Genomic DNA, 22,804 nt, shown 5'->3' on the forward strand with positions numbered 1-22,804 from the left:
TTGATTTTCTATCTCGGGTTTTGTTGCAATTCAGGGTTTAGCAGAATGTACTTATCTCCTATAGGATATAAATAAAGGTTACTATTTGGCTGTAAAGTATAATTAACCCCCTTAAAACTGCGGGTTTTTGTTACGGCGAAATCGTTATCCAGATTTAAACGCTTCTGATCAAACCAGCGCATACCTGTTCCAAAAAACTCTCTTCTTTTCTCTTCAACAACGATACGAAGTGCATCACTGGCACTTGCTGCTGTTAACGGAATATAATTGGCCGTTGTAAAGCGCTTAATTCTCAAATTATTGACCAAAGTTATCGCATCTGCAGTTTTTCCAGCCCTGGCTAAACACTCTGCTTTAATCAGCATCATCTCCGGCACAGTAGGGCCGTTATTCAGGATGTTAAACTCATTACCCATATATTTGGTAGATGCCCTTCCGGTGAAAGAAGCGCTAAACTGGCCTCTAAACCGACTTCCAACATCTGTAAAAAGCTTGTATCGTAAATCTGTTGTTCCAAGCGAAGTCAGTAAATCACTACTTAGGGATGTAGCAGCATAAGCCACACCTGCAACCTTTGAAAACATGATCTCAGGGTTTGACAATCTTACCGGAATGGTCCCTGCGGCATTTTCGTAAGTTTTCAGGTCGAGTAAGCCACTTTGCAAAGCCAGGGCGCTATCCGCATACAAGGCTGCATTGTTAAAATCGCGCATATTCAAATAGGTCTTGGCAAATATGGCATAACTTGATACTTTCGCCGGACGTACGTTGTACTCCGCAAGCGCAGGTAAACGGCTTATGGATGTCCTTAAATCACCTAATATAAGCTTATAAACATCAGCAACAGGGGCTCTATCTAATTTGGTAAATAAATTTGACGTGGTGAGTAGCGGGACGCCCAAATCGGTTGATGCAGTTGCCGCATTATATTGCTTGCCATACAGGTTTACCAATATCAGATAAGTATAGGCCCGGTGAACCAGGGCCTCCGCATAAATTCGCTGCTTCTCTGCCTCTGTTCCATCCTGAGAGGTTAAAACACCATCCAAAACCTGGTTACACACATAAATGGTTCTATACAGCTTATCCCAATCGGAGTCGCTTTGGCTTTCAGAAGTATACTTTGGAGCCCAGGTGTACACATTACCTAAAATGTCCCCAAGGGAGTTTTGCCTTGTCGCATCTGAGATGTCTATATCATCACCTGACAGAATCGGGTAAGAATAAGTTCCTTCCAGAACACCATTATTATTCATGGTATTTCTATAGTCGGAAGTATATTTTAATGTCCTGACTGAAAGCTGATCAATCTCCACATATTTTCTGCAGCTTGCCAAAGTAATTGCTAAGGCAAACAATATAATTGAATATCTATTTTTCATGTTGGTTAAAGCGTTGCGTTGATTCCAAAAACATAACTTGGCGTAGGTGTTGTACTACCAAAATTTCCTGTATTGATATATTCAGGGTCAAGACCATCCTTGTTTGCGCGCCAGACAATTCCCAGGTTTTGCACATTTGCCGATAGTGACAAAGATTTCACAAAGTTGCGGGGCAGGAAGCGTTGCGGAACGATATAAGCAAGTGAAATCTGCTGAAAACGGATGTTATCCGCTTTACGAACCAATGCATCTGAGAAACGGTAGCGGTTAATGCTGTTAAAGTTTACGTCTGTTAATCCCGGAATGACATCTGGTTTGGCTTCATCACCTGGTTGTCTCCAGCGATTATCCAGTTCTTCCTGACGACCAAGAACGCCCGAATATGTGCCTGCAAAATTTGGATAATTGGTCACTGCATTTTTTAAGAAAATGTGACCAAAATAGCCTGTAAACCTCACTCCTAATTCTAACTGGCCGTAGCTGAAGTTATGGTTGAAACCTGCTGTATAAGGCGCGTACCTTCTACCTACATAAACCAAATCTTCTTTCGTAAATGCATTGGTAAGGTTGGTTGTGTTGTTGATGATTTTGTTGTTGCGATCATAAATTTGAGATTGTCCCTTATTGTCAAGCCCTGCAAAACGGTAAACATAGGTTGCCCCCAGAGGCATTCCCTCAATCGTTGCAGCTGTTCCTGCTATACTACTGGCATTATTGGCATATCGTTGATCAGTAACCTTATTGTTATTATAGCCAAAATTCAATATAGATTTCCAGCTAAACTTTCCAGCCCTGATAATTTCACCGTTTAAACTGAATTCATAACCATTGCCATTTAAGGTTCCACTATTGAAATTAAGGTTCGACCATCCGTATGTTGGGTTGAAGGCAAAGTTCCCTAAAATGCGTGTTGTTCTTTTTAAATATACATCAAAGCTTCCATTCAACCTGCCCTTAAAAAATCCAAAGTCCACGCCCAGGTTGGCCATTTTTGTGGTTTCCCAACCCAAATCAGAATTGGCAGGTAAATCAATATTGCCTACTGGCTGGTTGGTTCGTGGATCGGTACCTGTTATTGCTAGTATAGGCACATTTGTACCAGTCAATGGTGCTACACCAGCTGTACCTAAGGTTGCACGAACGCTAAGTACATTCAGCCAATCTGTATTCTTTATAAATTCTTCTTTGTTCGCATTCCACCTCAGACCAACTGACCAAAATGGCACGGCTCTTTTACGCCTGTCAACTCCCAGCAATGTGGCATCGTCAAACCGGACGCTACCTGTAACAAAGTATTTCTCGTGATAACTGTATGATGCATTACTATAATAAGATAAATAACGCTTACGGTAAGCAATTAGGCTACTTAAATTAGAACCCAAAGACTGGCCATACCCATAAATATCCGGATATTGTTGCGTTGGATTAACGGTTGCAACTGTACGTGTATCTGCGTTAAATCCGTACCTGGTTTCAGATGTATTATCCGAATTGGTTTCCCTGATTTCGGCACCTGCAATTACATTGAACTGGTGTTTACCGCCAATATTAAAGTCGGAGTTTAGCTGACCTCTTATAGACGTTTCTGTTGACGTATTCCCATAGGTAATGTAGCGTCCACCCGCAAAAGATGGTGGAACTGCCCGACCATTAACAAGCGGGGTAAAGTTATTTGTAAGCAGTCTGCCTGCATAACTATTTGCATCATCCAGCGTATAGGAGCTACCAAACTGCCGCTGATTGGATATGGAAACATCAGCGTTTAACCATTTTGCAATTTTACCGTTTAAACCTGCACTCATCCTGAGCACATTATTTTTCGCGATAGAATTTGAAAGATTCAACTCATCTAATGTATTGTAAGTAAAGGGCAGATAGCCCTGGCCTACTAATTTATTTGCCAAAGCATCGGTAATGGTAACATTTCTGCCAATACTATTGCCATTTGCATCCTGCAATAAATCATACGGGCGTAATGCTGTAGTGCTAATGGATAGCGCATTTGTTGCAGCTGCATTGTATTGCGATTTGGAGTATTGGTAATTAAACAATGCCCTCAGGGTAACTTTTTTATTAAAAAGATCGGTTGAGGTATTCGCATTTACGAAAGCATTTTCACCATAATTGCTTTTAAAAACCGGTATATCTTTTGTATAGTTTCCTGATATGTAGTAGGTACTCGATTCCGATCCCCCTGAATAAGAAAGATTATACTGATGATTAACTGCATTTTGCAATAATTTATCTTCAATCTGTTTCATACCATCTCTTGATGCAATTTCGGCTAATGCGGCATCGCGCTGTGCCACAGTCGCCGTACCACGTTTAACCCTGAACATCCACTCCGTTGCTTCACTGTTGTTGGGGGTGTAAATGGCATTACTCGGATCTTGTGCGATTGTTGCAACGGGATCAACTAGTATTCCTTTATCCACCATTTCCTGCTCTAAATTGATGTATTGCGCACTGTTCATCCAATGTAAATCGGCAATGGATGGATTTTTTGAAATGCCAAAAGTATAACCGACGTTCAATGAAGGCGCAATTTTTTTTCCTTTCTTAGTCTCTATAACAATCACGCCATTTGCTGCTCTCGAACCCCATATAGAAGCTGCTGAAGCATCTTTAAGGAAGGTAATCTGCTCAATATCTGCGATGTTTATGTTACTGATAATTGAATTACCAAAAGTATTGCCGGCCACCTGTTTGGTGAGGGTCGCGGCATCACTTGGATTCATCAAAGGAAACCCGTCTACCACGATCAATGGAACACCGTTGCCCCCTGAATAATTATTTACACCGCGAATCTGTACACTGTTATTTTTAACATCAAATTTAACACCGGCAACCTGACCTTCCAGGCGAGCCATTATGTTTACAGCGGGGTTAGCTGCCAGTTCTTTAGCAGTAATGACTGCATAAGCGCCTGCTGCACGCTCCTTGCTTATTTTTTGATATCCGTTGGAAACCACCGACACTTCCTCCAGCGCGGATGAAGATTGTTTGAGCGTAATATAATAAGTAACCGTTTTCCGGTCAACGAAAATCTCCTCGCCCTTAAAGCCGAGGTAACTAATTTGCAGGATATAACCATTGGCAGGCACATCGTTAATCACCAGGTCTCCGTTTTTGTCGGTGGTGTACATCTTATTGATGGTTTTGTTATAAATGTTCGCTCCCGGAAGTGGCCTGCCTGAGGAATCCCTTACCGAAACCTTTACATCAACGGCTTTTATAATGTCAACCAATTTTTCCGTCACACTTTTTTCTTTAATTACGATGGTTTTACCATCCAGCGAAAAAGTAAGGGCCTGGTTATTTAATGATTTTTGTACAGCCTCGAATACACTAACCTGATTTACATTGATGGAAACAGGCTTGGCATCGAGAACGATACTGAGGTCGTAAATGATATTGTAACCGCTTTGTTTACGTATCTCTTTAAGTACACGTTCCAATGGTACATTTTTCTCAACAATGGAGACTTTTTGTGCCCTGGTTGATGCACTGATTTGCATAAACGTTAACAAAAGAATCGCAGCAGTTAGTCGCATAACGAGTAGCAGTTTTCGGAGCTGCCGGTTAAGCAACCCTTGTGAAGTAAAATTTTTATACATTTGTTTGTTTGGTTATTGCATTCGGCCCGGGCTTCTAAATCAGGACCTTATGCGGTTATTAGTTGATTATTTGTAGTCGACTGCCAATTAGCCAGGGGTGCCGCCAAGCACTTCTGGTTTTTTTTGGAATCGTTTTTAATTTATTTAGAAACGATTACCCTCCTTCCTTCAAGTTTAAAGTGTACTTTTCCTGTTAACTGAATATGATTGAGGACTTCAGATATATTGGTGCCTCTCGACATCCAACCGCCAAGCATTAAATGTTCTGGTGCAGTTTCTTCATATACGATTTCCACATCATACCATCTAGCTACCTTTCTCATCGCACTATGTAAATCTTCTCTAAATACAAACTCTCCATTTTTCCAGGCAACTGCCATTTCGGTATCTGCCTGTTGTACCTGGATGTTTTCATTACTTAACCTCGCCAGTTGCCCGGGTTTAAGTAATGTAGTTTTGTTGTTATTCAATGCAACCTTTACACTCCCCATTAATAAAGTAGTATTAATAAATGGTTCATCAGCGTAGGCATTGATATTGAAATGCGTACCCAATACCTCCACTTTTTCTGATGGTGTTTGGTTTTTGACTACGGTTACGGAGAATGGTACTCGTCCTTTAGGTCCTTCCAAATGCGCAATTTCAAAATACCCCTCACCTGTTAAGGTCACGCTTCTGCCATTTGAAGCAAAAACTGTCGGATATTTTAAAGACGACCCCGCATTTAACCAAACTTTTGACCCATCAGGCAGGATTACCGTGTATTGCCCGCCAATAGGCGTATTAATGGTATTAAAACCAATACTTTTACCTTTTGTATTTAAAGCCTTATAAACCAAAGTTCCATCTGCAGCTTTGGTAATTTCAATGCCAGCTTCAGTAGCAATTTTTCCAACAGCATCTTTATTTAAATCGATTACCCTACCATCAGATAAAGTTAATATCGCCTTATCAGTACCAGCAGGCAGATCATACTTTTTTGCAATCACAAACCGATCTGGACTGGTGTTGTTATTTTTAAGCATCAGGTAACCTATGCCAGCTATCAATAATACGCTTGCAGCAATCCCTATCGAAATTATTCTTTTATATGGTCTCTTCAGCTTTTGAACTTTAGGTAATTCCGCTTCAGTTTGCGAAACATCGGAAATAATCTTATTCCAGATTTTCGCTCCTAACTTTTCGTATTCTATTGGCAGATCAACCGGGTTATTTTCTTCAGCTTTTAACAAATACCAGGTTTCGAGCTGGGCTTTTTGTTTTTCATTAAGTTTATTATGCAGATAGTCTCTGATAAATCCACTTATAGTTTGTTTGTTCATGTTTATTATAGGAAGTATAATAGTATGACAGGTAGCTCAGGGCAATGTTGTATTCAATATTAAAAAAAAGTTACTTTTTTATTAAATTTTCTGGGAGAAGCGCTAAAATGCGATAAAAAAGAACGGCAAATGATGACCAAATTTAGTTCGCAACGTAGTAATAGCTTTATTCATCTGCGTTTTAACAGTAAGTTCAGAAATATCCATAATGCCTGCAATTTCTTTATAGGAAAGGTTTTGTTTTCGCTTTAATTCGAAAACTTCGCGCATTCTGGGAGGAAGTTTTTCAATTTCCTCTTCAATAAGTTTGGCTAAAATCTTTTCTCTGATGAGGTGGTCGGTAATTTCCTGCGCCTGATCCAAAAATTGGCCAAGATCTGTCAAATAAGCATGGTGTACCTGGTTTTTACTGAAAAAATTCAGAATCGCATTTCTGGTAGAAACATAAAGATAGGCACCAATTGAAGTGTCAGACGGTAAGTGAGGCGCTTTCTGCCAAAGCCTGGTAAATACTTCCTGAACTACATCCTCACTCTCGTTCTCATCTTTGAGCATCCGTAAGGCATGTTTATAGAGTAATGGCCAGTATCTGCTGTAAATTTCTGAAAAAGCCCTGTTATCCCGATCTATTAATAGCGAAAGTAACTTGTCGTCATCATATGTGGCATAGTCCTGGTCCATTGATGAGTAAAAATAGAACTTATTTATTGTAAATAGAAATGGGTAAAGCACACCAATAACAATATAATAATGATTCGGATAATCTTGTTTCTTAATTGAATATTATTCTGAATAAATAGCCCAGTTTGTTCAACTTTAAGCATCCGCATTTATCCATTGAAATATTTAATGTGAGGTGAGTGTGGGTCTTTTTAATCTGGAAATAATAATGTTATGGAGGAATACTAAAAGAAACCCTCTTTTACCCTATAAGTTTAAGGATTCTTACATTTAGTGCAATTTTGTAAGGTTTATTTGTTAATAGAGAATTGTTATGCAAACAACACTATCTCCCGGGACAATAAAATAAGCATATAGATATACGATTGATATAAGCAGCTTAACAAATGAAAATTATTGTTAACATTAAATCATTGTAAGAACATCCTTTATTTAATATTAAAAATTTATTATAGTCTGCTTTCTATAAATAATAATGAAACTTTTAATATCAATTACGTTTCAATTGACGTTAATGGGTTATGAAACTTCAAAAAATTTTACTCGTCACCTTACTCATCATTGGCAGCGACCGCCTGTTTGCACAATCAACTTTTCCATCCTCTACCATGAACCCATTGGAAAGTAATAGAAAAAAAATAGATTCCTTAGATCAGCAACTCATTGAATTATTGGGACAGCGCGAACTTATAGTGAAAGAAATAGGGATTTATAAAGCAAAGAACCACATCCCACCCTTACAGGCCGCACGTTTTCAGCAGGTGCTGGATAGAAATATAGCAGCGGGTAAAAAGCATGATTTATCGCCGGATTTTGTAACTGAAGTTTTCAATGCCATTCACAAAGAAAGTTTAAGAAAAGAAGAGGAAATAAAATCAGGCCATTCCGGATAATAAGTGCGTTCAGCTTCATGATTTTATTGAATATCATGGTTTGTTCCTCAGGAATTTCCGGTCTAAACCATCCTAGATCCAGATACTACCGCAGATGGTTGAACGCTTACAAAGAGAAAATCGATATATTGAAAACTGCTGTTCTAAGGTTTGGAAATCTTCTAATGCGGATTCAATATTCTGGATAGGCGAATGGAACTTTTTCCAGGCGTTAAGTATTTTACAATAAATCGGACACCCTGGAAAGGCGAGAGTTATAGATCTGCTGCTTGATTTTTAAAAATAACAAATTAAAAATGAGACAGTTAAACCTTGTTATAATAAAAAAGGGAGAATTTTTCAATTCTCCCTTTTCAGTGCACTTGTAGGGATTCGAACCCCAAACCTTCTCATCCGTAGTGAGATGCTCTATCCAATTGAGCTACAAATGCGTTTCCGTATCGTTAACGGACTGCAAAGGTATAATTTGATATTTTAATTTCCAACTAAATTTTAAAAAAATCTCAAAATAATTCTTTGCAAATTTTCCCTTATGCCTTTAAAGCATCATTAATTGCTTTGAAATCAGGCAAATCCTTTGCATTTTCCAAAACTTCGGCATAAGCAATTTTTCCTTCTGCATCAATCACAAAGGCTGCCCGCTTAGAAACACCTTTTAATCCGAACGCAAATTCATCATAAAAAGCACCATATGCTGCTGATACTTCTTTGTTGAAATCAGATAATAATGGGAACTGGTAACTTTGCTCTTCTTTAAATTTACCTAACGAGAAAGGAGAATCTACAGAAATACCGATTACCTGTGCATCTATTCCCTCATAATAACTGAAATTATCACGCATGGTACATAACTGTTCTGTACAGGTTCCGGTAAAAGCCATCGGAAAAAAGTGAATAATTACTTTTTTGCCTTTAAAGCCAGAAAGCGAAACTTCTGTTAAATCAGAACTGTATAATTTAAAATCTGGGGCGGTATCGCCAACTTGTAATGCCATTGTATTTTTTATTTAAGGTATAATGTAAAGTATTTTATTGTTTAATGATGTTAAGACTCCCGACTTAAGACTGCCGACCCAGGACTACCCCGCCATCTGTTGTTCCAAAACTAACAATCCTTCCTCAAAAGAATGCGGATTGTATCCTAAATCTTTTATGGCCTTATCCAGCACAAATCCTGTTTTTTCAGGTCGTTTAGCCGGTTGGTTTAAACTGGCTGAACTGATTTCATTAATAAACGAATGATCCAGTTTCCAATAATCGGCAACTTTTCTTACTAAATCGGCAATGCTCATGTAATCTTCGCCAGAGATATGGTAAATCCCTCTGGCATCTCGCTCAACAGCTAACAGGCAGGCCTCAGCCAAATCTTCAGCTAGGGTTGGCATTCGCCACTGGTCGTTCACGACATTGATGGGCGATGCTTTTTCTAAGGCGGCCTTAGCCCACAGCACAATATTGCTCCGGCTCATATCATGGCTAATGCCATATACCAATATGGTCCTTAAAATGGCATAATTTGCTTTTGAATTTCTGATCAGCACCTCAGCCATCACTTTCGATTCGCCATAATAACTAACCGGATTTACGGCATCTTCCTCTCTATAAGGTCCGTTTTTGCCATCAAAAACAAAATCGGTACTCAAATGGATCAACTGGATATTTTTTTCTTCACAGACAGACAATAAGGTGGCGACCGAATCAACATTTAACCGATTACAAAGATCCTTATTGGCTTCGCAGGCATCTACATTCGTCAATGCAGCAGTATGGATAACCGAATCAGGGCGATATTTTTCAATAACCGCTTTTACCTGTTCAGGGTTTAAGATATCCATTTCCGCATATTCATATCCTGCCTTAACAGGATAACGGTTTGCCCCTACTGAAGTAGTGATCAGCTTTACCCGCCCTTCAGCCAGTACTTTTTCTGTTATTTTTTGCCCCAAAAGCCCGTTGCTACCGGTAACCAGTATTCTTTTCATCCTTTATATTAAATTGATATTTGTCATTTACGACTAATTGTAATAGGTTTATGATAAAATTCCAAACTAATCCATTCGAGAACCAAATATAACGATGAAACCCATCTTAACTGCTCTATTATTTCTGTTTAGCCTTAAAGCGATTGCTCAGGATTCAACATTGACTCAACCTCACCTCAAAAAAAACAGTATTTATGCCGAACTTCTAGGAAATGGCGGTGTATATTCAGTCAATTACGACAGGATATTTCAAGTAAGTAATCAAATAAAAATTGTACCCAGAGTTGGTTTTTCAACCCTCGAAGATGTTTTGATTTTTCCACTGGAGGTAAACCTGCTCTTAAGCAAAAGCAACACATCTAAAAATTTCTTCGAAACAGGCATTGGTTTAACCATATTAAAACCGTTAAATGGTTTCTCCGGACAATTACTTACCATTAACGGATATGATTATAATTTTGATAACAAAGCCGTTAATACCCCGGTAATGATAAGGGCTGGTTTCAGACATCAAAAACCCACAGGAGGATTGATGTACAGAACCGGCGCACTCCTGATAACAGGGGATGAAACCCTATTAACCATAGGTATTGGACTGGGTTATACTTTTTAATGTTTTCATTGCGATTTAATGATTTAAAAATAAAAGGTTTTTGAGCGAATTTTTCGCTTAAATATGATAACATTTCGTGTGTTAAAAAATTTTGTAATATATATTTAAAATTCAGCAAGAATAACTTAACTTTGCCAACCGAATTGGAGCCCCTATAAACAGCTTTAATTCATTGACTGTAATAAATTTACTCACAACAGATATGCCTAACTTAGGAAAAATAGCACAAATTATCGGCCCTGTGGTTGACGTTAGCTTTGCTGATGATGCCCATCTACCTAAAATTTTTGATGCGTTAGAGATAACGAAAGAAAATGGACAAAAAATTGTTTTAGAAGTTCAACAGCACTTAGGTGAAGACCGTGTACGTGCAATTTCGATGGACTCTACCGATGGTTTGGTTCGTGGTATGCAAGTAGTTGATACTGGCGCTGCGATTAAAATGCCAGTTGGCGACCAGATTAAAGGTCGTTTATTTAATGTAGTTGGAGAAGCAATTGACGGTATCAACACAGTTGATAAAACAGATGGTCGTCCTATCCATGCAACCCCTCCTAAGTTCGAAGATTTATCTACTGAAACTGAGGTGCTTTTTACAGGTATCAAAGTAATCGATTTATTAGAGCCTTACGCTAAAGGTGGTAAAATCGGTTTGTTCGGTGGTGCTGGTGTAGGTAAAACGGTATTGATTATGGAGTTGGTTAACAACATCGCTAAAGCTTATGCTGGTTTATCAGTATTCGCAGGTGTTGGTGAGCGTACCCGTGAAGGTAACGATTTACTTCGTGAGTTTATCGAGTCTGGTGTAATCAACTATGGTGACGAATTCTTACATTCAATGGAAAAAGGTGGATGGGATTTGAAAGCTGTTGATACTGAAAAATTAAAAGAATCTAAAGCAACATTGGTTTTCGGTCAAATGAACGAGCCTCCTGGCGCACGTGCACGTGTAGCATTATCAGGATTAACGGTTGCAGAATATTTCCGTGATGGTGATGGCGAAGGCGCTGGAAAAGACATCCTTTTCTTCGTTGATAACATCTTCCGTTTTACCCAGGCAGGTTCTGAGGTATCGGCTTTATTAGGCCGTATGCCATCAGCCGTAGGTTACCAACCAACATTGGCAACGGAGATGGGTTTAATGCAGGAACGTATTACTTCAACAAAACGTGGATCAATTACATCAGTACAAGCGGTATATGTACCTGCGGATGATTTAACTGACCCGGCTCCGGCAACTACTTTTGCCCACTTAGATGCAACTACAGTACTTTCGCGTAAAATTGCCGAGTTAGGTATTTACCCTGCGGTAGATCCATTGGATTCTACATCACGTATTCTTTCTCCAGCGGTTTTAGGTGATGAACACTATAACACTGCACAACGTGTTAAAGAAACTTTACAACGTTATAAAGAATTACAGGATATCATCGCCATCTTAGGTATGGACGAATTATCTGAAGAAGATAAATTAGTAGTATCAAGAGCACGTCGTGTTCAACGTTTCTTATCTCAACCTTTCCACGTAGCTGAGCAGTTTACAGGTTTAAAAGGCGTATTGGTTGACATTAAAGATACCATTAAAGGTTTTAACATGATCATGGATGGTGAAGTTGATGAGTATCCTGAAGCTGCATTTAACTTGGTTGGTAGCATTGAAGATGCCATCGAAAAAGGTAAAAAATTATTAGCAGAAGCGAACTAAGAGAGACGTGAGACACTAGATATGAGATATGAGAGAGACTTGGTCTCAAATCTTATATCTCAAATCTCAAATCTATTCAAAATGAATTTAGAAATATTAACTCCAGATAAAAAAGTTTTCGAAGGTGAAGTAACAGCAGTTACGGTTCCTGGTACTTTAGGTTCTTTTCAGATTTTAAGAGACCATGCGGCGATCATCTCAACTTTGGAAGATGGAGAAGTTATTATTAAAGCGAACAAAGCTGACGAGCAACGCTTTTTTATCAAAGGTGGTGTGGTTGAAGCTATCCATAATAAAATTGTGGTTTTAGCCGAAGGTATCGCTTAATCAAAATAATCAACTCATTTGGAAAGCCTTCTGATTTTAAAATCAGAAGGCTTTTTTTTGTTTTTCATATATCCAAAAACAACTGCTTATCTTTGGCGTTAGTCAGCACTCGAAATCATGATATTGTCATTTGGATCCAAAGACACAGAAAAAATATGGAATGGTATCAGGGTTCTTAAAATGCCGCTAGAAATCCAAACTATTGGGCGCAAAAATTGAGGATGATTAGTCATTCACAAAAACATTCATGACTTAACGATAACTCCATCCAATAAGTTGGAAAAGAAAGGCAATCAAAATGAACTAAATGAAAACAGAAGGCGTTCGAAAATATTAAACCATTTGCAATTGCCACGTAATTCTATCTTTATTACTTAATAAGCTGCCAACAGAAGCACAATGCTTTATTTTTATTAATAAGCGAGTATGTGCAAACTTGCTAACTGTACGACTTTCTGATTATAAATTTATAATCGTTATTAACCAATAAGCAACAAGCTGATTCAGGTATGCATTAATTTCCTACTTGGAATCATCAATAAATACCTCAATTTACCCTCAAAATTTTCAATTTTTAACGCACTTTTACTCATTTCAGGCAGAAAAATAGAAATTTTATAATGCAAGCATAACAAATAGACTATATACCGTTTTGATATTTAGTCTACATCAATCGGCATTAAATAACTAATTCAATCCCTATAAAGAATAATATTCCGATAAAAAAACAAATTAAAGAATAATATTCCGAATTAACTTTTTTTTGATTTCTCTTGCATATTAATGAACCAAAAACTAAATTGGTTTTATAAACAATAAGATAATCATGACGATTGAAAATCACACCTTTAACCCAAAAGCATTAGCCGCTACGGTTGTTAGCGTGGTGTTGTTTCCTGTCATTTTACTTAACCTTCTACTCCTAAATATTTTAGGCAGGAAGCGGACGCAGTTTAAATAGATTTAAAAAAACTAAATATACTTAAAGCGTCCCGATACAAACGGGACGCTTTTTTTAAATAACAAAACACAGTATTATGAAATACTATAATTCTAATACGATTATTTACCTTAATGGGGCTTTTGAAAAGGCGGTAAACAGTAGTACCGATCTTTACGGACAATCGTTGCATTACGGTTATGCTGCCTTCGAGGGTATTAGAGCCTATAAAACGCACAATGGTAACCGCATTTTCAAAGCTGCAGCCCATTTCGACCGCCTGGAGCGTTCCTGCCAATTGGCAAACATTCCTTTTCCATGGGATAAACAGGAATTAATTGCTGCAACCTATAAATTGCTTCAGTTAAACAAGCTGAAAGATGCCTATATCCGCCCCTTGGTGTTTTGCCACCCTAACATGAAATTAAATGAACCAAGTGGAGTTTCAATCTTAATATGCGCTTGGGAATGGGATGCCTATTCGGGTAACAAATTATTAAAATTAACTGTTTCTGATTACGAAAGACCAAATCCAAAATCGGTTCCGATGGAAGCGAAACTGAGTGGAAACTATGTTAATTCTATTTTAGCTACTACAGCAGCAAATATTAATGGTTACGACGAAGCTTTACTTTTAGATATGCATGGCTTTGTCGCTGAAGCCTCCGGAGCAAATATTTTCCTCGAGAAAGATGGCAAATTATATACCCCATCGCCAGGCAATATTTTACCTGGTATTACCAGAGCAACAGTTAAAGAATTGTGCAATGTTTTGGATATAGAATGTATCGAGAAAAAACTCACCATAGAAGACCTTAAAAATGCCGATAGTGCTTTTTTATGTGGAACAGCAACCGAAATAGCAGGCATTGCTTCTATCGATGATATTGTTTATCGCCCGTTATGGAGAGAATCTGTTGGTTATACCATACAACGTGCCTATAAAAACCTGGTGCTTGAAAAAGTAAATTACGAAGTGATCATTTAAAGTGGGTTAATAGTTTATGGTCAAATGGCTCATACCAGATGAGTATACATGCTATTAAAAGATGAGCCAAAAGAAATTGAAACAACAACGCGCAATTAAAAAAAGATGACTGAAGAAATCAATCAAAATTATCCAAAATCCTATCAGCAAATAAATGCTGCCACTAAGGCGTCTGGATTTGATATGGCTTCTGACGTGTTAACCTGCTCTTTACTTAAAACACTCGCCGCGTCTAAACCTTCGGGTAAATTTTTGGAACTTGGCACCGGAACAGGCTTATCTACTTCGTGGATATTGGATGGCCTGGATAAGGATAGCACGTTGATATCAATAGATAACGACGCTAAATTTTTAGCCATTGCGAAAGATTATCTTGGCCATGATGATCGTTTAAGCTTAGTTAATATTGATGGCGCAGTTTGGTTCGAAGAAAATGAAGGCAAAAAATTCGATTACATATTTGCAGATACCTGGCATGGAAAATACCTGCTTTTAGACGAAGCAATTGCTATGCTCAACAAAGGCGGCCTTTATATCATTGATGATATGTTGCCTCAACAAAATTGGCCTGATGGTCATCAGGAAAAAGCAATTAAGTTGATTAAGGATTTAGAATCCCGTGATGATTTGCATTTAACCAAACAAGTTTGGGCAACAGGAATTGTAATCGGGGTAAAAAAATAAGAGAAATACAGTAAAATAGTTCTTTGCATTTTTAAAGAAGTTAGTATGTTTGTAGTTCAGTCAACGACATGAATACAAATACAAACATCATTAGCAACTTAATTATTGTCATTTCTAAAAAAAGAGGTGGAAATCGTTGCGTATAATATAAAATATACAGTATCGAAACCGCCTCCTAAAAGAGGCGGTTTTTTTTTGCCTCAAAATATGATAACTAACAGAACCAGAATATACATTTTAAACAATGAGCGAATTAAACAAGTACAGTAAAACATTTACACAAGATCCAACCCAACCTGCTGCTCAGGCTATGCTTTATGGAATCGGTTTAACCGATGCTGATATGGCAAAAGCACAGGTAGGTATTGCAAGTATGGGCTACGATGGCAACACTTGCAACATGCACTTAAACGACCTTGCAAAAGACGTCAAAGCAGGGGTTTGGAAAAATGATTTAGTGGGCTTGGTTTTTAACACCATTGGCGTAAGTGATGGAATGAGCAACGGTACAGATGGTATGCGTTATTCATTGGTTAGTCGCGATGTAATTGCCGATAGTATTGAAACCATTTGCGGCGGGCAGTATTACGATGGCATCATTTCTATTCCTGGATGTGATAAAAATATGCCAGGCGCCATTATGGCCATGGCGCGTTTAGATCGTCCCTCCATTATGGTTTATGGCGGTACAATTGCTCCAGGCCATTACAAAGGTGAAGAATTAAATATTGTTTCGGCATTCGAGGCATTGGGACAAAAAATCTGTGGTAATCTTTCTGATGAAGATTATCAGGGCATCATCAAACATACCTGCCCTGGTGCAGGCGCATGTGGCGGGATGTATACCGCCAATACCATGGCATCAGCCATTGAGGCCTTGGGTATGAGCTTACCTTATTCATCTTCAAATCCAGCCATAAGCCCGGAGAAAAAACAAGAATGTTTAGATGCAGGTAAATACATCAAAATATTATTAGAAAAAGATATCAAGCCATCAGATATCATGACGCGCAAAGCATTCGAAAATGCTATTCGTTCAATCATTATATTAGGTGGAAGTACCAATGCCGTATTGCACTTTATTGCGATGGGTAAAGCTATCGGAGTAGAAATTACACAGGATGATTTCCAACGCATGAGCGATGTAACACCGGTACTTGCCGATTTTAAACCTAGCGGAAAATACCTGATGCAGGATTTACACCAATATGGCGGTATCCCTGCGGTATTAAAATATTTGCTGAATGAGGGTTTACTTCATGGCGATTGCTTAACCGTTACCGGTAAAACAGTGGCTGAAAATCTTGCTGATGTAAAATCCATTATGGATTACGATCAGAAAATCATTCAAAAACTAAACGAACCCATCAAAGCAACAGGTCACCTACAAATTCTTTATGGAAACCTGGCCGAAAAAGGTTCTGTAGCAAAAATCAGCGGTAAAGAAGGTGAAAAATTTGAAGGTCCGGCGCGTGTTTTTGATGGTGAGCACGATTTAATTGCTGGTATTTCGAGTGGTCGTGTTCAACCAGGTGATGTTATCGTAATTAAAAATTCTGGTCCGGTTGGTGCACCTGGTATGCCAGAGATGTTAAAACCAACTTCAGCCATCATTGGTGCCGGCTTAGGTAAATCGGTAGCTTTAATTACTGATGGCCGGTTTTCTGGTGGTACACATGGTTTCGTTGTTGGTCACATCACACCTGAATCTTACAAAGGTGGTTTAATCGGCCTTGTCGAAGATGAAGACCGCATTTTGATCGACGCGGTAAACAACATCATCAGTTTACAGGTGAGTGAAGAAGTAATTGCCGAACGCAGAAAAAAATATGTACAACCGGCATTGAAAGTAACAAAAGGTGTTTTATATAAATATGCTAAAACAGTTTCAGACGCAGCAAGTGGTTGCGTAACTGACGAATACTAAAATCAAAAAATCATCCCTGGATTAGTTGATTACTAAATAAACAGATTATGCAAATAATTAAGAGTATTCAAAATAGGATTTATGAAATCCGGGGAGAAAGAGCAATGCTCGATTTTGATCTGGCAGTACTTTATGAAGTGGAAACCAGAGTATTAAATCAAGCGGTAAAGCGCAACATCAAACGTTTTCCAGATGATTTTATGTTTCAGCTCACCAGACATGAGTTTGAGGGCATCATGACTCAAATTGAAAACCTAAATCTGGGTATGTCATCACAATTTGTGATGACATACCCAACCAAAAGACCAAACTCAGCTTTGCCATATGCCTTTACAGAGCAAGGCGTTGCAATGCTAAGTGGCATTTTAAAAAGTGACAAGGCCATCAACATGAATATTGCCATTATGAGGGCTTTTGTTGATGTCCGTAAAATATTGCTGAAACAAAGCAACATTAACGAACAGTTAACCGAGATTAATGAACGGATTGGGGAACATGATGTTCAGCTGAACGAACTTTATGATGCCATGGAAAACCTGATTGATGAGAAAATTGCTCAGATAAAGTGGAAAGACAGGGAAAGAATAGGGTTTAAAATTAAAGAATAATAGAACCGCAAAAACATAACTATGGAAACTGCACAAGAAACAATGCAACAAACCGGGGCGAAAGCAGAAACCTCAAAAACCTTATTTAAAGGTACAGGCTCTCAGGTGTTGTTGAATGGATTAATTGAAGAGGGTGTAACCACCATTTTTGGTTATCCTGGAGGAGCAATCATGCCTATTTATGATGCTCTTTATGATTATGCCGATAAATTAGAACATATATTAGTTCGCCATGAGCAAGGTGGTATTCATGCTGCTCAAGGTTTTGCACGTGCAAGCGGCAAAGTGGGGGTTTGTTTCGCCACCAGCGGACCGGGCGCAACCAACCTGGTTACTGGTTTAGCAGATGCACAAATAGATAGTACACCATTGGTTTGCATTACAGGACAGGTTTTTGCTCACTTATTGGGAACAGATGCCTTCCAGGAGACTGATGTGATTAATATTACTACTCCTGTTACCAAATGGAACTACCAGGTTACCGATGCCAAAGAGATCCAGGAAGTACTGGCTAAAGCTTTTTACATTGCTAAAAGCGGCAGACCAGGTCCTGTATTGATCGATATCACCAAAAATGCACAGTTACAGCTTGAGGAATTCCCTGAATATGTAAAATGCAACCACATTCGCAGTTACCGCCCAAAACCAAAAGTTAGGGTTGAATATATTGAGCAAGCTGCTGAAGTGATTAATGAAGCTAAAAAACCTTTTGTATTGTTTGGTCAAGGCGTTATTTTAGGAAAAGCTGAAAAAGAGTTTAAAGCCTTTATTGAAAAAGCTGGTATCCCTGCTGCCTGGACGATTATGGGCGATGGTGCCATTCCAACAGCTCACCCGCTAAACGTAGGCATGTTGGGCATGCACGGTAATTATGGTCCAAACGTTTTAACAAATGAGGCTGATGTAATTATTGCCATTGGTATGCGTTTCGACGACCGCGTAACCGGCCGTTTAGATAAATATGCTAAACAGGCTAAAATTGTTCATTTAGACATCGATCCTGCCGAAATTGACAAAAACGTTAAGGCTGAAGTGGGCGTTTGGGGCGATTGCAAAGAAACCCTACCCCTATTAACCAACTTGGTAAACGAAAACACACACGAAGACTGGTTAGCGAAATTCAGACAATATAACCAGGAAGAAATAGACCAGGTTATTACACCTGAGCTTTACCCTGTCGGTGATGAAATGACCATGGGCGAAGTATTGCGCAATATTAACGAAATCTGTGGTGGCGAAGCTGTAATTGTTACCGATGTTGGCCAACACCAGATGGTGGCCTGTCGTTATGCTAAATTTAACAATACCCGCAGCAACATTACTTCTGGTGGTTTAGGAACCATGGGTTTTGGTTTACCGGCCGCAATTGGTGCTAAATATGGTGCCCCAGATAAAACGGTTATCGCCATTATTGGTGATGGTGGTTTCCAGATGACCCCTCAGGAACTGGGTACTATTATGCAGTTTGGTGCAGCTGTTAAAATTCTGATCCTGAACAACCGTTTCTTAGGGATGGTTCGCCAGTGGCAACAATTATTTCATGATAAACGTTATTCATTTGTTAACATCACCAGCCCTGATTTTGTGGCTTTAGCAAAGTCATACTACATCGAGGCGGCTAAAGTTGATGAACGTGTAAACCTAAGACAGGCCTTAGAAACCATGATCAATCATGAAGGTTCTTACCTGCTTGAAGTTATGGTCGGCAGAGAAAATAATGTTTTCCCGATGGTGCCACAAGGAATGAGCGTAAGTGAAATCAGATTGAAATAAGCGGATAAGGTGAAAGCTGGCGTAATCGTCACCTCGACTGTAGCGCAGCGAAACGGAGAGATCTTCCTTTAGCCACATTTAAAGACTTCTTCACAAGACCGAAATGAAGAATAGATAAAAGAAATTATCATGAGTACTGAAAATACATTAGAACATAAAACAGCAAAAGCCGATTTTGACGGTAAGCAGGAGTATACCATTACGGTTTATGCTGAAAACCGCATCGGTTTATTAAACAGGATTGCGATTATTTTCTCGAAAAGGAAAATCAATATCGAAAGCCTTAACACCTCCCCTTCGGAAATTGATGGCATCCACCGTTTCAATATCGTGATTCAGGAAAGCTACGAAGTAGTACGGAAACTGGCCCGCCAGATTGAGAAGCAGATCGAAGTATTAAAGGTTTATTTTAATACCAACGATGAGATTATCTGGCAGGAACTGGCTCTTTATAAGGTTTCTACTGATGAAATTGCAGAAAAAGTAACCGTAGAGCGTCTGTTAAGACAATATGGTGCCAGCGCAGTCGTAATCCGTAAAGATTATACTGTTTTCGCCGTAACCGGTCACCGCGAAGAAACAGATGCTTTGGTAAAAGCTTTAGAGCCGTATGAGCTAATTGAATTTGTTCGCTCAGCAAGAGTAGCCATCATTAAAGATAGCAGTGGTTTTCACGAAAAATTAAAAGAGTTTGAAGCATTTGAACCAGGGGAAGAATTAGTAGAAAACGAGTTTTTAGATAAAGGAGAGAAAATTTTTACGATGTAGTAGAAAGGCGGAAGGGAAAAGTACAATACTTTGCGGCCTTTGCGAAAAAACTTCATGCCCTTTGCGGTTAAACTAAAAAATATGAAATGCAATAAAACCATACCGATTTTAAGAATATTCGATTACGATAAAGCAATCGAATTTTATGTAAACTGGCTTGGATTTAAAATAGACTGGGAATACCCCTTGGAAAAGAATTCCCCGGTTTATATCCAGGTTTCATTGAACGGTCTTGAACTTCATTTAAGCGAACACCATGGAGATAGTGCCCCTGGTGCGCACGTTTATGTTGACTGTGTAGGTTTAAAGGAATTTCATAAAGAAATAACAGCAAAGAATTACAAATATAACAGACCAGGCTTAGAAGAAACTTTTCATGGAACCTGGGCGGTAACCGTAAACGACCCGTTCTTTAACCAAATTACTTTTAACGAAGAGCGAAACGAAGCTGAAAATACAGAGATTAAAGAAAAAATATGAACGAAGTATTTGATTTTATCATAAACTCAAGAACGGCCTTCATTAAGCTGGTTGATAGCTTAACGATCGAACAGTTGAATAAAATTCCCGATGGTTACAATAACAACATCATCTGGAACTTTGGCCATATCGTGGTGAGCACGCAAACGCTTTGTTATGTTAGAACAGGTATTTTGCAAGATGCTGCTTCGGTAAAATTTAACGAGTTTTATAAAAAGGATACAAAGCCATCTTACCTGGTAACAGAACAGGAAGTAGCCGAATTTAAAGTCATCGCAATTGAAAGCATAGAAAAAATAAAAGCGGACTATGAAGCAGGAAAATTCGGCAGCATTACTCCTTTTACAACTGCAACTTATGGCGTGCAATTGAACAGTATAGAAGAAGTATTGATTACAACCATCGGTCATGATAACGTGCATTACGGATATGCATCAGCGCTGAAAAAGCATTTGTAAAATGGAAGATGGAAATAGATAAAAATCTGCGTTATCAAACCATCTGTGTAAATCAAACCGAAGGAAAAAAATAGAAATATAAAACGATAATTAAATAGAAATTAACCAATAAAAACAATGGCAAATTATTTTAACACATTACCTCTTAGAGAAAAATTAAACCAATTGGGTGTTTGCGACTTCATGGACAGTTCTGAATTTTTAGATGGCGTTAGCGCATTAAAAGGTAAAAAACTGGTAATTGTAGGTTGTGGCGCACAAGGCTTAAACCAAGGGTTAAATTTAAGAGATAGTGGTTTAGATGTAAGCTACACTTTACGTAAGGAAGCAATTGAAGGCAAACGCGATTCTTGGAAAAATGCAACTGAAAATAATTTCACCGTTGGCACCTACGAAGAACTTATCCCAAATGCAGACGTTGTAATCAACCTTACTCCAGATAAACAACACACAGCAGTTGTAAATGCAATTATGCCTTTAATGAAAGAGGGCGCTACTTTGTTATATTCTCATGGTTTTAATATCGTGGAAGAAGGCATGCAGATCCGTAAAGATTTAACTGTGATTATGGTTGCACCTAAATGCCCGGGTAGTGAAGTTAGAGCAGAATATGTCCGTGGTTTTGGTGTTCCTACTTTAATTGCAGTTCACCCTGAAAACGATCCGCAAGGTAAAGGATTGGCACAGGCAAAAGCATATTGCGCTGGTACAGGCGGTCACAGAGCTGGTGTATTAAAATCATCTTTTGTAGCTGAGGTAAAATCAGATTTAATGGGTGAGCAAACCATTCTTTGCGGTTTATTGCAAACAGGTTCTATCCTGTCATTCGATAAAATGGTAGAAAAAGGAATCGATGCAGGTTATGCTTCTAAATTGGTTCAATACGGAGTTGAGGTAATTACCGAAGCCTTAAAACAAGGTGGTATTACGGCTATGATGGATAGATTAAGCAATGTAGCTAAAATTAAAGCTTTCGAAATTTCAGAAGAATTGAAAGATATCATGCGTCCATTGTTTCAAAAACACCAGGATGATATTATGAGTGGCGAATTTAGCCGTACCATGATGGAAGATTGGGCAAACGGTGATCAAAACCTTTTAAAGTGGAGAGCTGAAACTGGAGAGACTGCATTCGAAAAAACACCTGCGGGCGATGTTAAAATCGGTGAGCAGGAATATTTCGATAACTATACTTTAATGGTGGCTTTTGTCCGTGCCGGTGTTGAATTGGCTTTCGAAACCATGGTACAAGCTGGTATCAAACCAGAGTCGGCTTATTACGAATCCTTACACGAAACACCACTTATTGCCAACACCATTGCGCGTAAGAAATTGTTCGAAATGAACCGTGTAATTTCTGATACCGCTGAATACGGCTGTTACTTATTCGACCAGGCTTGCAAACCACTTTTAGGTGATTTCATAAAAAAAGTAGATACCGATTTAGTTGGTAAAAACTTTAACGAGGGCAAAGACGGCGCTGTAGATAACAGACAATTGATCGAGGTGAACGAAGCAATCCGCTCCCATCAGGTTGAGCAAATTGGTGCTACATTACGTAAAGCCATGACGGCTATGAAAGCCATTAAAACTGCATAGTAAACTTACAAACTCGCAGGTTTTTAAAACCTGCGAGGTTTAAATAATTATATAAAA

The 22,804-nt window shown here is 38.6% G+C and carries 19 protein-coding genes and 1 tRNA gene; 13 read left to right on the forward strand and 7 right to left on the reverse strand.

Translation table 11 applies throughout. The features are described 5' to 3' along the window. Positions 1-8: 8 nt before the first annotated feature. The 4 genes from BLR60_RS08350 to BLR60_RS08365 form a co-directional block, all read right to left on the reverse strand. Positions 9-1,382, reverse strand: a complete 1,374-nt coding sequence (locus BLR60_RS08350; RefSeq protein WP_090498708.1) for a RagB/SusD family nutrient uptake outer membrane protein — start codon at positions 1,380-1,382, stop codon at positions 9-11. A 5-nt stretch (positions 1,383-1,387) separates the two neighbouring features. Next, positions 1,388-4,900, reverse strand: coding sequence for a SusC/RagA family TonB-linked outer membrane protein (locus BLR60_RS08355; protein WP_167354704.1), 3,513 nt, complete (start codon positions 4,898-4,900; stop codon positions 1,388-1,390). 239 nt (positions 4,901-5,139) lie between these two features. Continuing rightward, complete coding sequence (locus tag BLR60_RS08360) at positions 5,140-6,321, reverse strand: FecR family protein (RefSeq protein WP_090498711.1); 1,182 nt, start codon at positions 6,319-6,321, stop codon at positions 5,140-5,142. A 102-nt stretch (positions 6,322-6,423) separates the two neighbouring features. Further along, positions 6,424-7,002, reverse strand: a complete 579-nt coding sequence (locus tag BLR60_RS08365; RefSeq protein ID WP_090498713.1) for an RNA polymerase sigma factor — start codon at positions 7,000-7,002, stop codon at positions 6,424-6,426. Between the two features lie 521 nt (positions 7,003-7,523). Between BLR60_RS08365 and BLR60_RS08370 the strand changes: the two genes are divergently transcribed. Further along, on the forward strand, positions 7,524-7,895 hold the full coding sequence (locus tag BLR60_RS08370) for a chorismate mutase (protein ID WP_090498714.1): 372 nt from the start codon (positions 7,524-7,526) through the stop codon (positions 7,893-7,895). A gap of 357 nt (positions 7,896-8,252) precedes the next feature. On the opposite strand, the gene BLR60_RS08375 is transcribed toward BLR60_RS08370, so the two are convergent. The 3 genes from BLR60_RS08375 to BLR60_RS08385 all read right to left on the reverse strand — a co-directional run bounded on the left by BLR60_RS08375 (position 8,253) and on the right by BLR60_RS08385 (position 9,877). Then, positions 8,253-8,326, reverse strand: a tRNA-Arg gene (locus BLR60_RS08375). A gap of 99 nt (positions 8,327-8,425) precedes the next feature. Further along, entirely contained in the window at positions 8,426-8,890 is a 465-nt protein-coding gene (locus BLR60_RS08380) for a redoxin domain-containing protein (protein ID WP_090498716.1), read from the reverse strand. Positions 8,891-8,974: 84 nt separating this feature from the next. Further along, positions 8,975-9,877, reverse strand: coding sequence for an SDR family oxidoreductase (locus BLR60_RS08385; protein ID WP_090498718.1), 903 nt, complete (start codon positions 9,875-9,877; stop codon positions 8,975-8,977). 94 nt (positions 9,878-9,971) lie between these two features. On the opposite strand from BLR60_RS08385, the gene BLR60_RS08390 reads away from it, so the two are divergent. The 12 genes from BLR60_RS08390 to ilvC all read left to right on the forward strand — a co-directional run bounded on the left by BLR60_RS08390 (position 9,972) and on the right by ilvC (position 22,747). Beyond that, positions 9,972-10,490 carry a hypothetical protein gene (locus BLR60_RS08390; RefSeq protein ID WP_090498720.1) on the forward strand — a complete coding sequence of 173 codons (519 nt, stop codon included), beginning with the start codon at positions 9,972-9,974 and terminating at the stop codon, positions 10,488-10,490. A gap of 202 nt (positions 10,491-10,692) precedes the next feature. Further along, on the forward strand, positions 10,693-12,195 hold the full coding sequence (gene atpD, locus BLR60_RS08395; protein WP_090498722.1) for a F0F1 ATP synthase subunit beta: 1,503 nt from the start codon (positions 10,693-10,695) through the stop codon (positions 12,193-12,195). A gap of 81 nt (positions 12,196-12,276) precedes the next feature. After that, positions 12,277-12,522 (forward strand): ATP synthase F1 subunit epsilon, encoded by a 246-nt coding sequence (gene atpC / locus BLR60_RS08400; RefSeq protein ID WP_090498725.1) that lies wholly within the window; start codon positions 12,277-12,279, stop codon positions 12,520-12,522. A 1,037-nt stretch (positions 12,523-13,559) separates the two neighbouring features. Beyond that, on the forward strand, positions 13,560-14,450 hold the full coding sequence (ilvE, locus tag BLR60_RS08410) for a branched-chain-amino-acid transaminase (RefSeq protein WP_090498726.1): 891 nt from the start codon (positions 13,560-13,562) through the stop codon (positions 14,448-14,450). Between the two features lie 105 nt (positions 14,451-14,555). Beyond that, a complete protein-coding gene (locus BLR60_RS08415; RefSeq protein ID WP_090498728.1) occupies positions 14,556-15,134 on the forward strand; it encodes an O-methyltransferase in 579 nt (192 codons plus the stop codon). Positions 15,135-15,378: 244 nt separating this feature from the next. Then, positions 15,379-17,061 carry a dihydroxy-acid dehydratase gene (ilvD, locus tag BLR60_RS08420; RefSeq protein ID WP_090498730.1) on the forward strand — a complete coding sequence of 561 codons (1,683 nt, stop codon included), beginning with the start codon at positions 15,379-15,381 and terminating at the stop codon, positions 17,059-17,061. A gap of 47 nt (positions 17,062-17,108) precedes the next feature. After that, complete coding sequence (locus BLR60_RS08425) at positions 17,109-17,669, forward strand: ORF6N domain-containing protein (protein ID WP_090498732.1); 561 nt, start codon at positions 17,109-17,111, stop codon at positions 17,667-17,669. A gap of 21 nt (positions 17,670-17,690) precedes the next feature. Further along, positions 17,691-19,442 carry a biosynthetic-type acetolactate synthase large subunit gene (ilvB, locus tag BLR60_RS08430; protein WP_394333565.1) on the forward strand — a complete coding sequence of 584 codons (1,752 nt, stop codon included), beginning with the start codon at positions 17,691-17,693 and terminating at the stop codon, positions 19,440-19,442. A gap of 129 nt (positions 19,443-19,571) precedes the next feature. Beyond that, positions 19,572-20,210, forward strand: coding sequence for an acetolactate synthase small subunit (gene ilvN / locus BLR60_RS08435; protein ID WP_090498734.1), 639 nt, complete (start codon positions 19,572-19,574; stop codon positions 20,208-20,210). A gap of 81 nt (positions 20,211-20,291) precedes the next feature. Beyond that, positions 20,292-20,690, forward strand: coding sequence for a glyoxalase superfamily protein (locus BLR60_RS08440; protein WP_090499005.1), 399 nt, complete (start codon positions 20,292-20,294; stop codon positions 20,688-20,690). After that, the gene (locus tag BLR60_RS08445) at positions 20,687-21,148 is read left to right on the forward strand and encodes a DinB family protein (protein WP_090498736.1); all 462 of its coding nucleotides are present in this window, start codon (positions 20,687-20,689) and stop codon (positions 21,146-21,148) included. Before BLR60_RS08440 ends, BLR60_RS08445 begins: the two co-directional genes overlap by 4 nt. A gap of 117 nt (positions 21,149-21,265) precedes the next feature. Continuing rightward, on the forward strand, positions 21,266-22,747 hold the full coding sequence (gene ilvC / locus BLR60_RS08450) for a ketol-acid reductoisomerase (RefSeq protein WP_090498738.1): 1,482 nt from the start codon (positions 21,266-21,268) through the stop codon (positions 22,745-22,747). The last annotated feature ends 57 nt before the right edge of the window (positions 22,748-22,804 follow it).

The organism is Pedobacter terrae, from assembly GCF_900100705.1.
Classification (GTDB): domain Bacteria; phylum Bacteroidota; class Bacteroidia; order Sphingobacteriales; family Sphingobacteriaceae; genus Pedobacter; species Pedobacter terrae.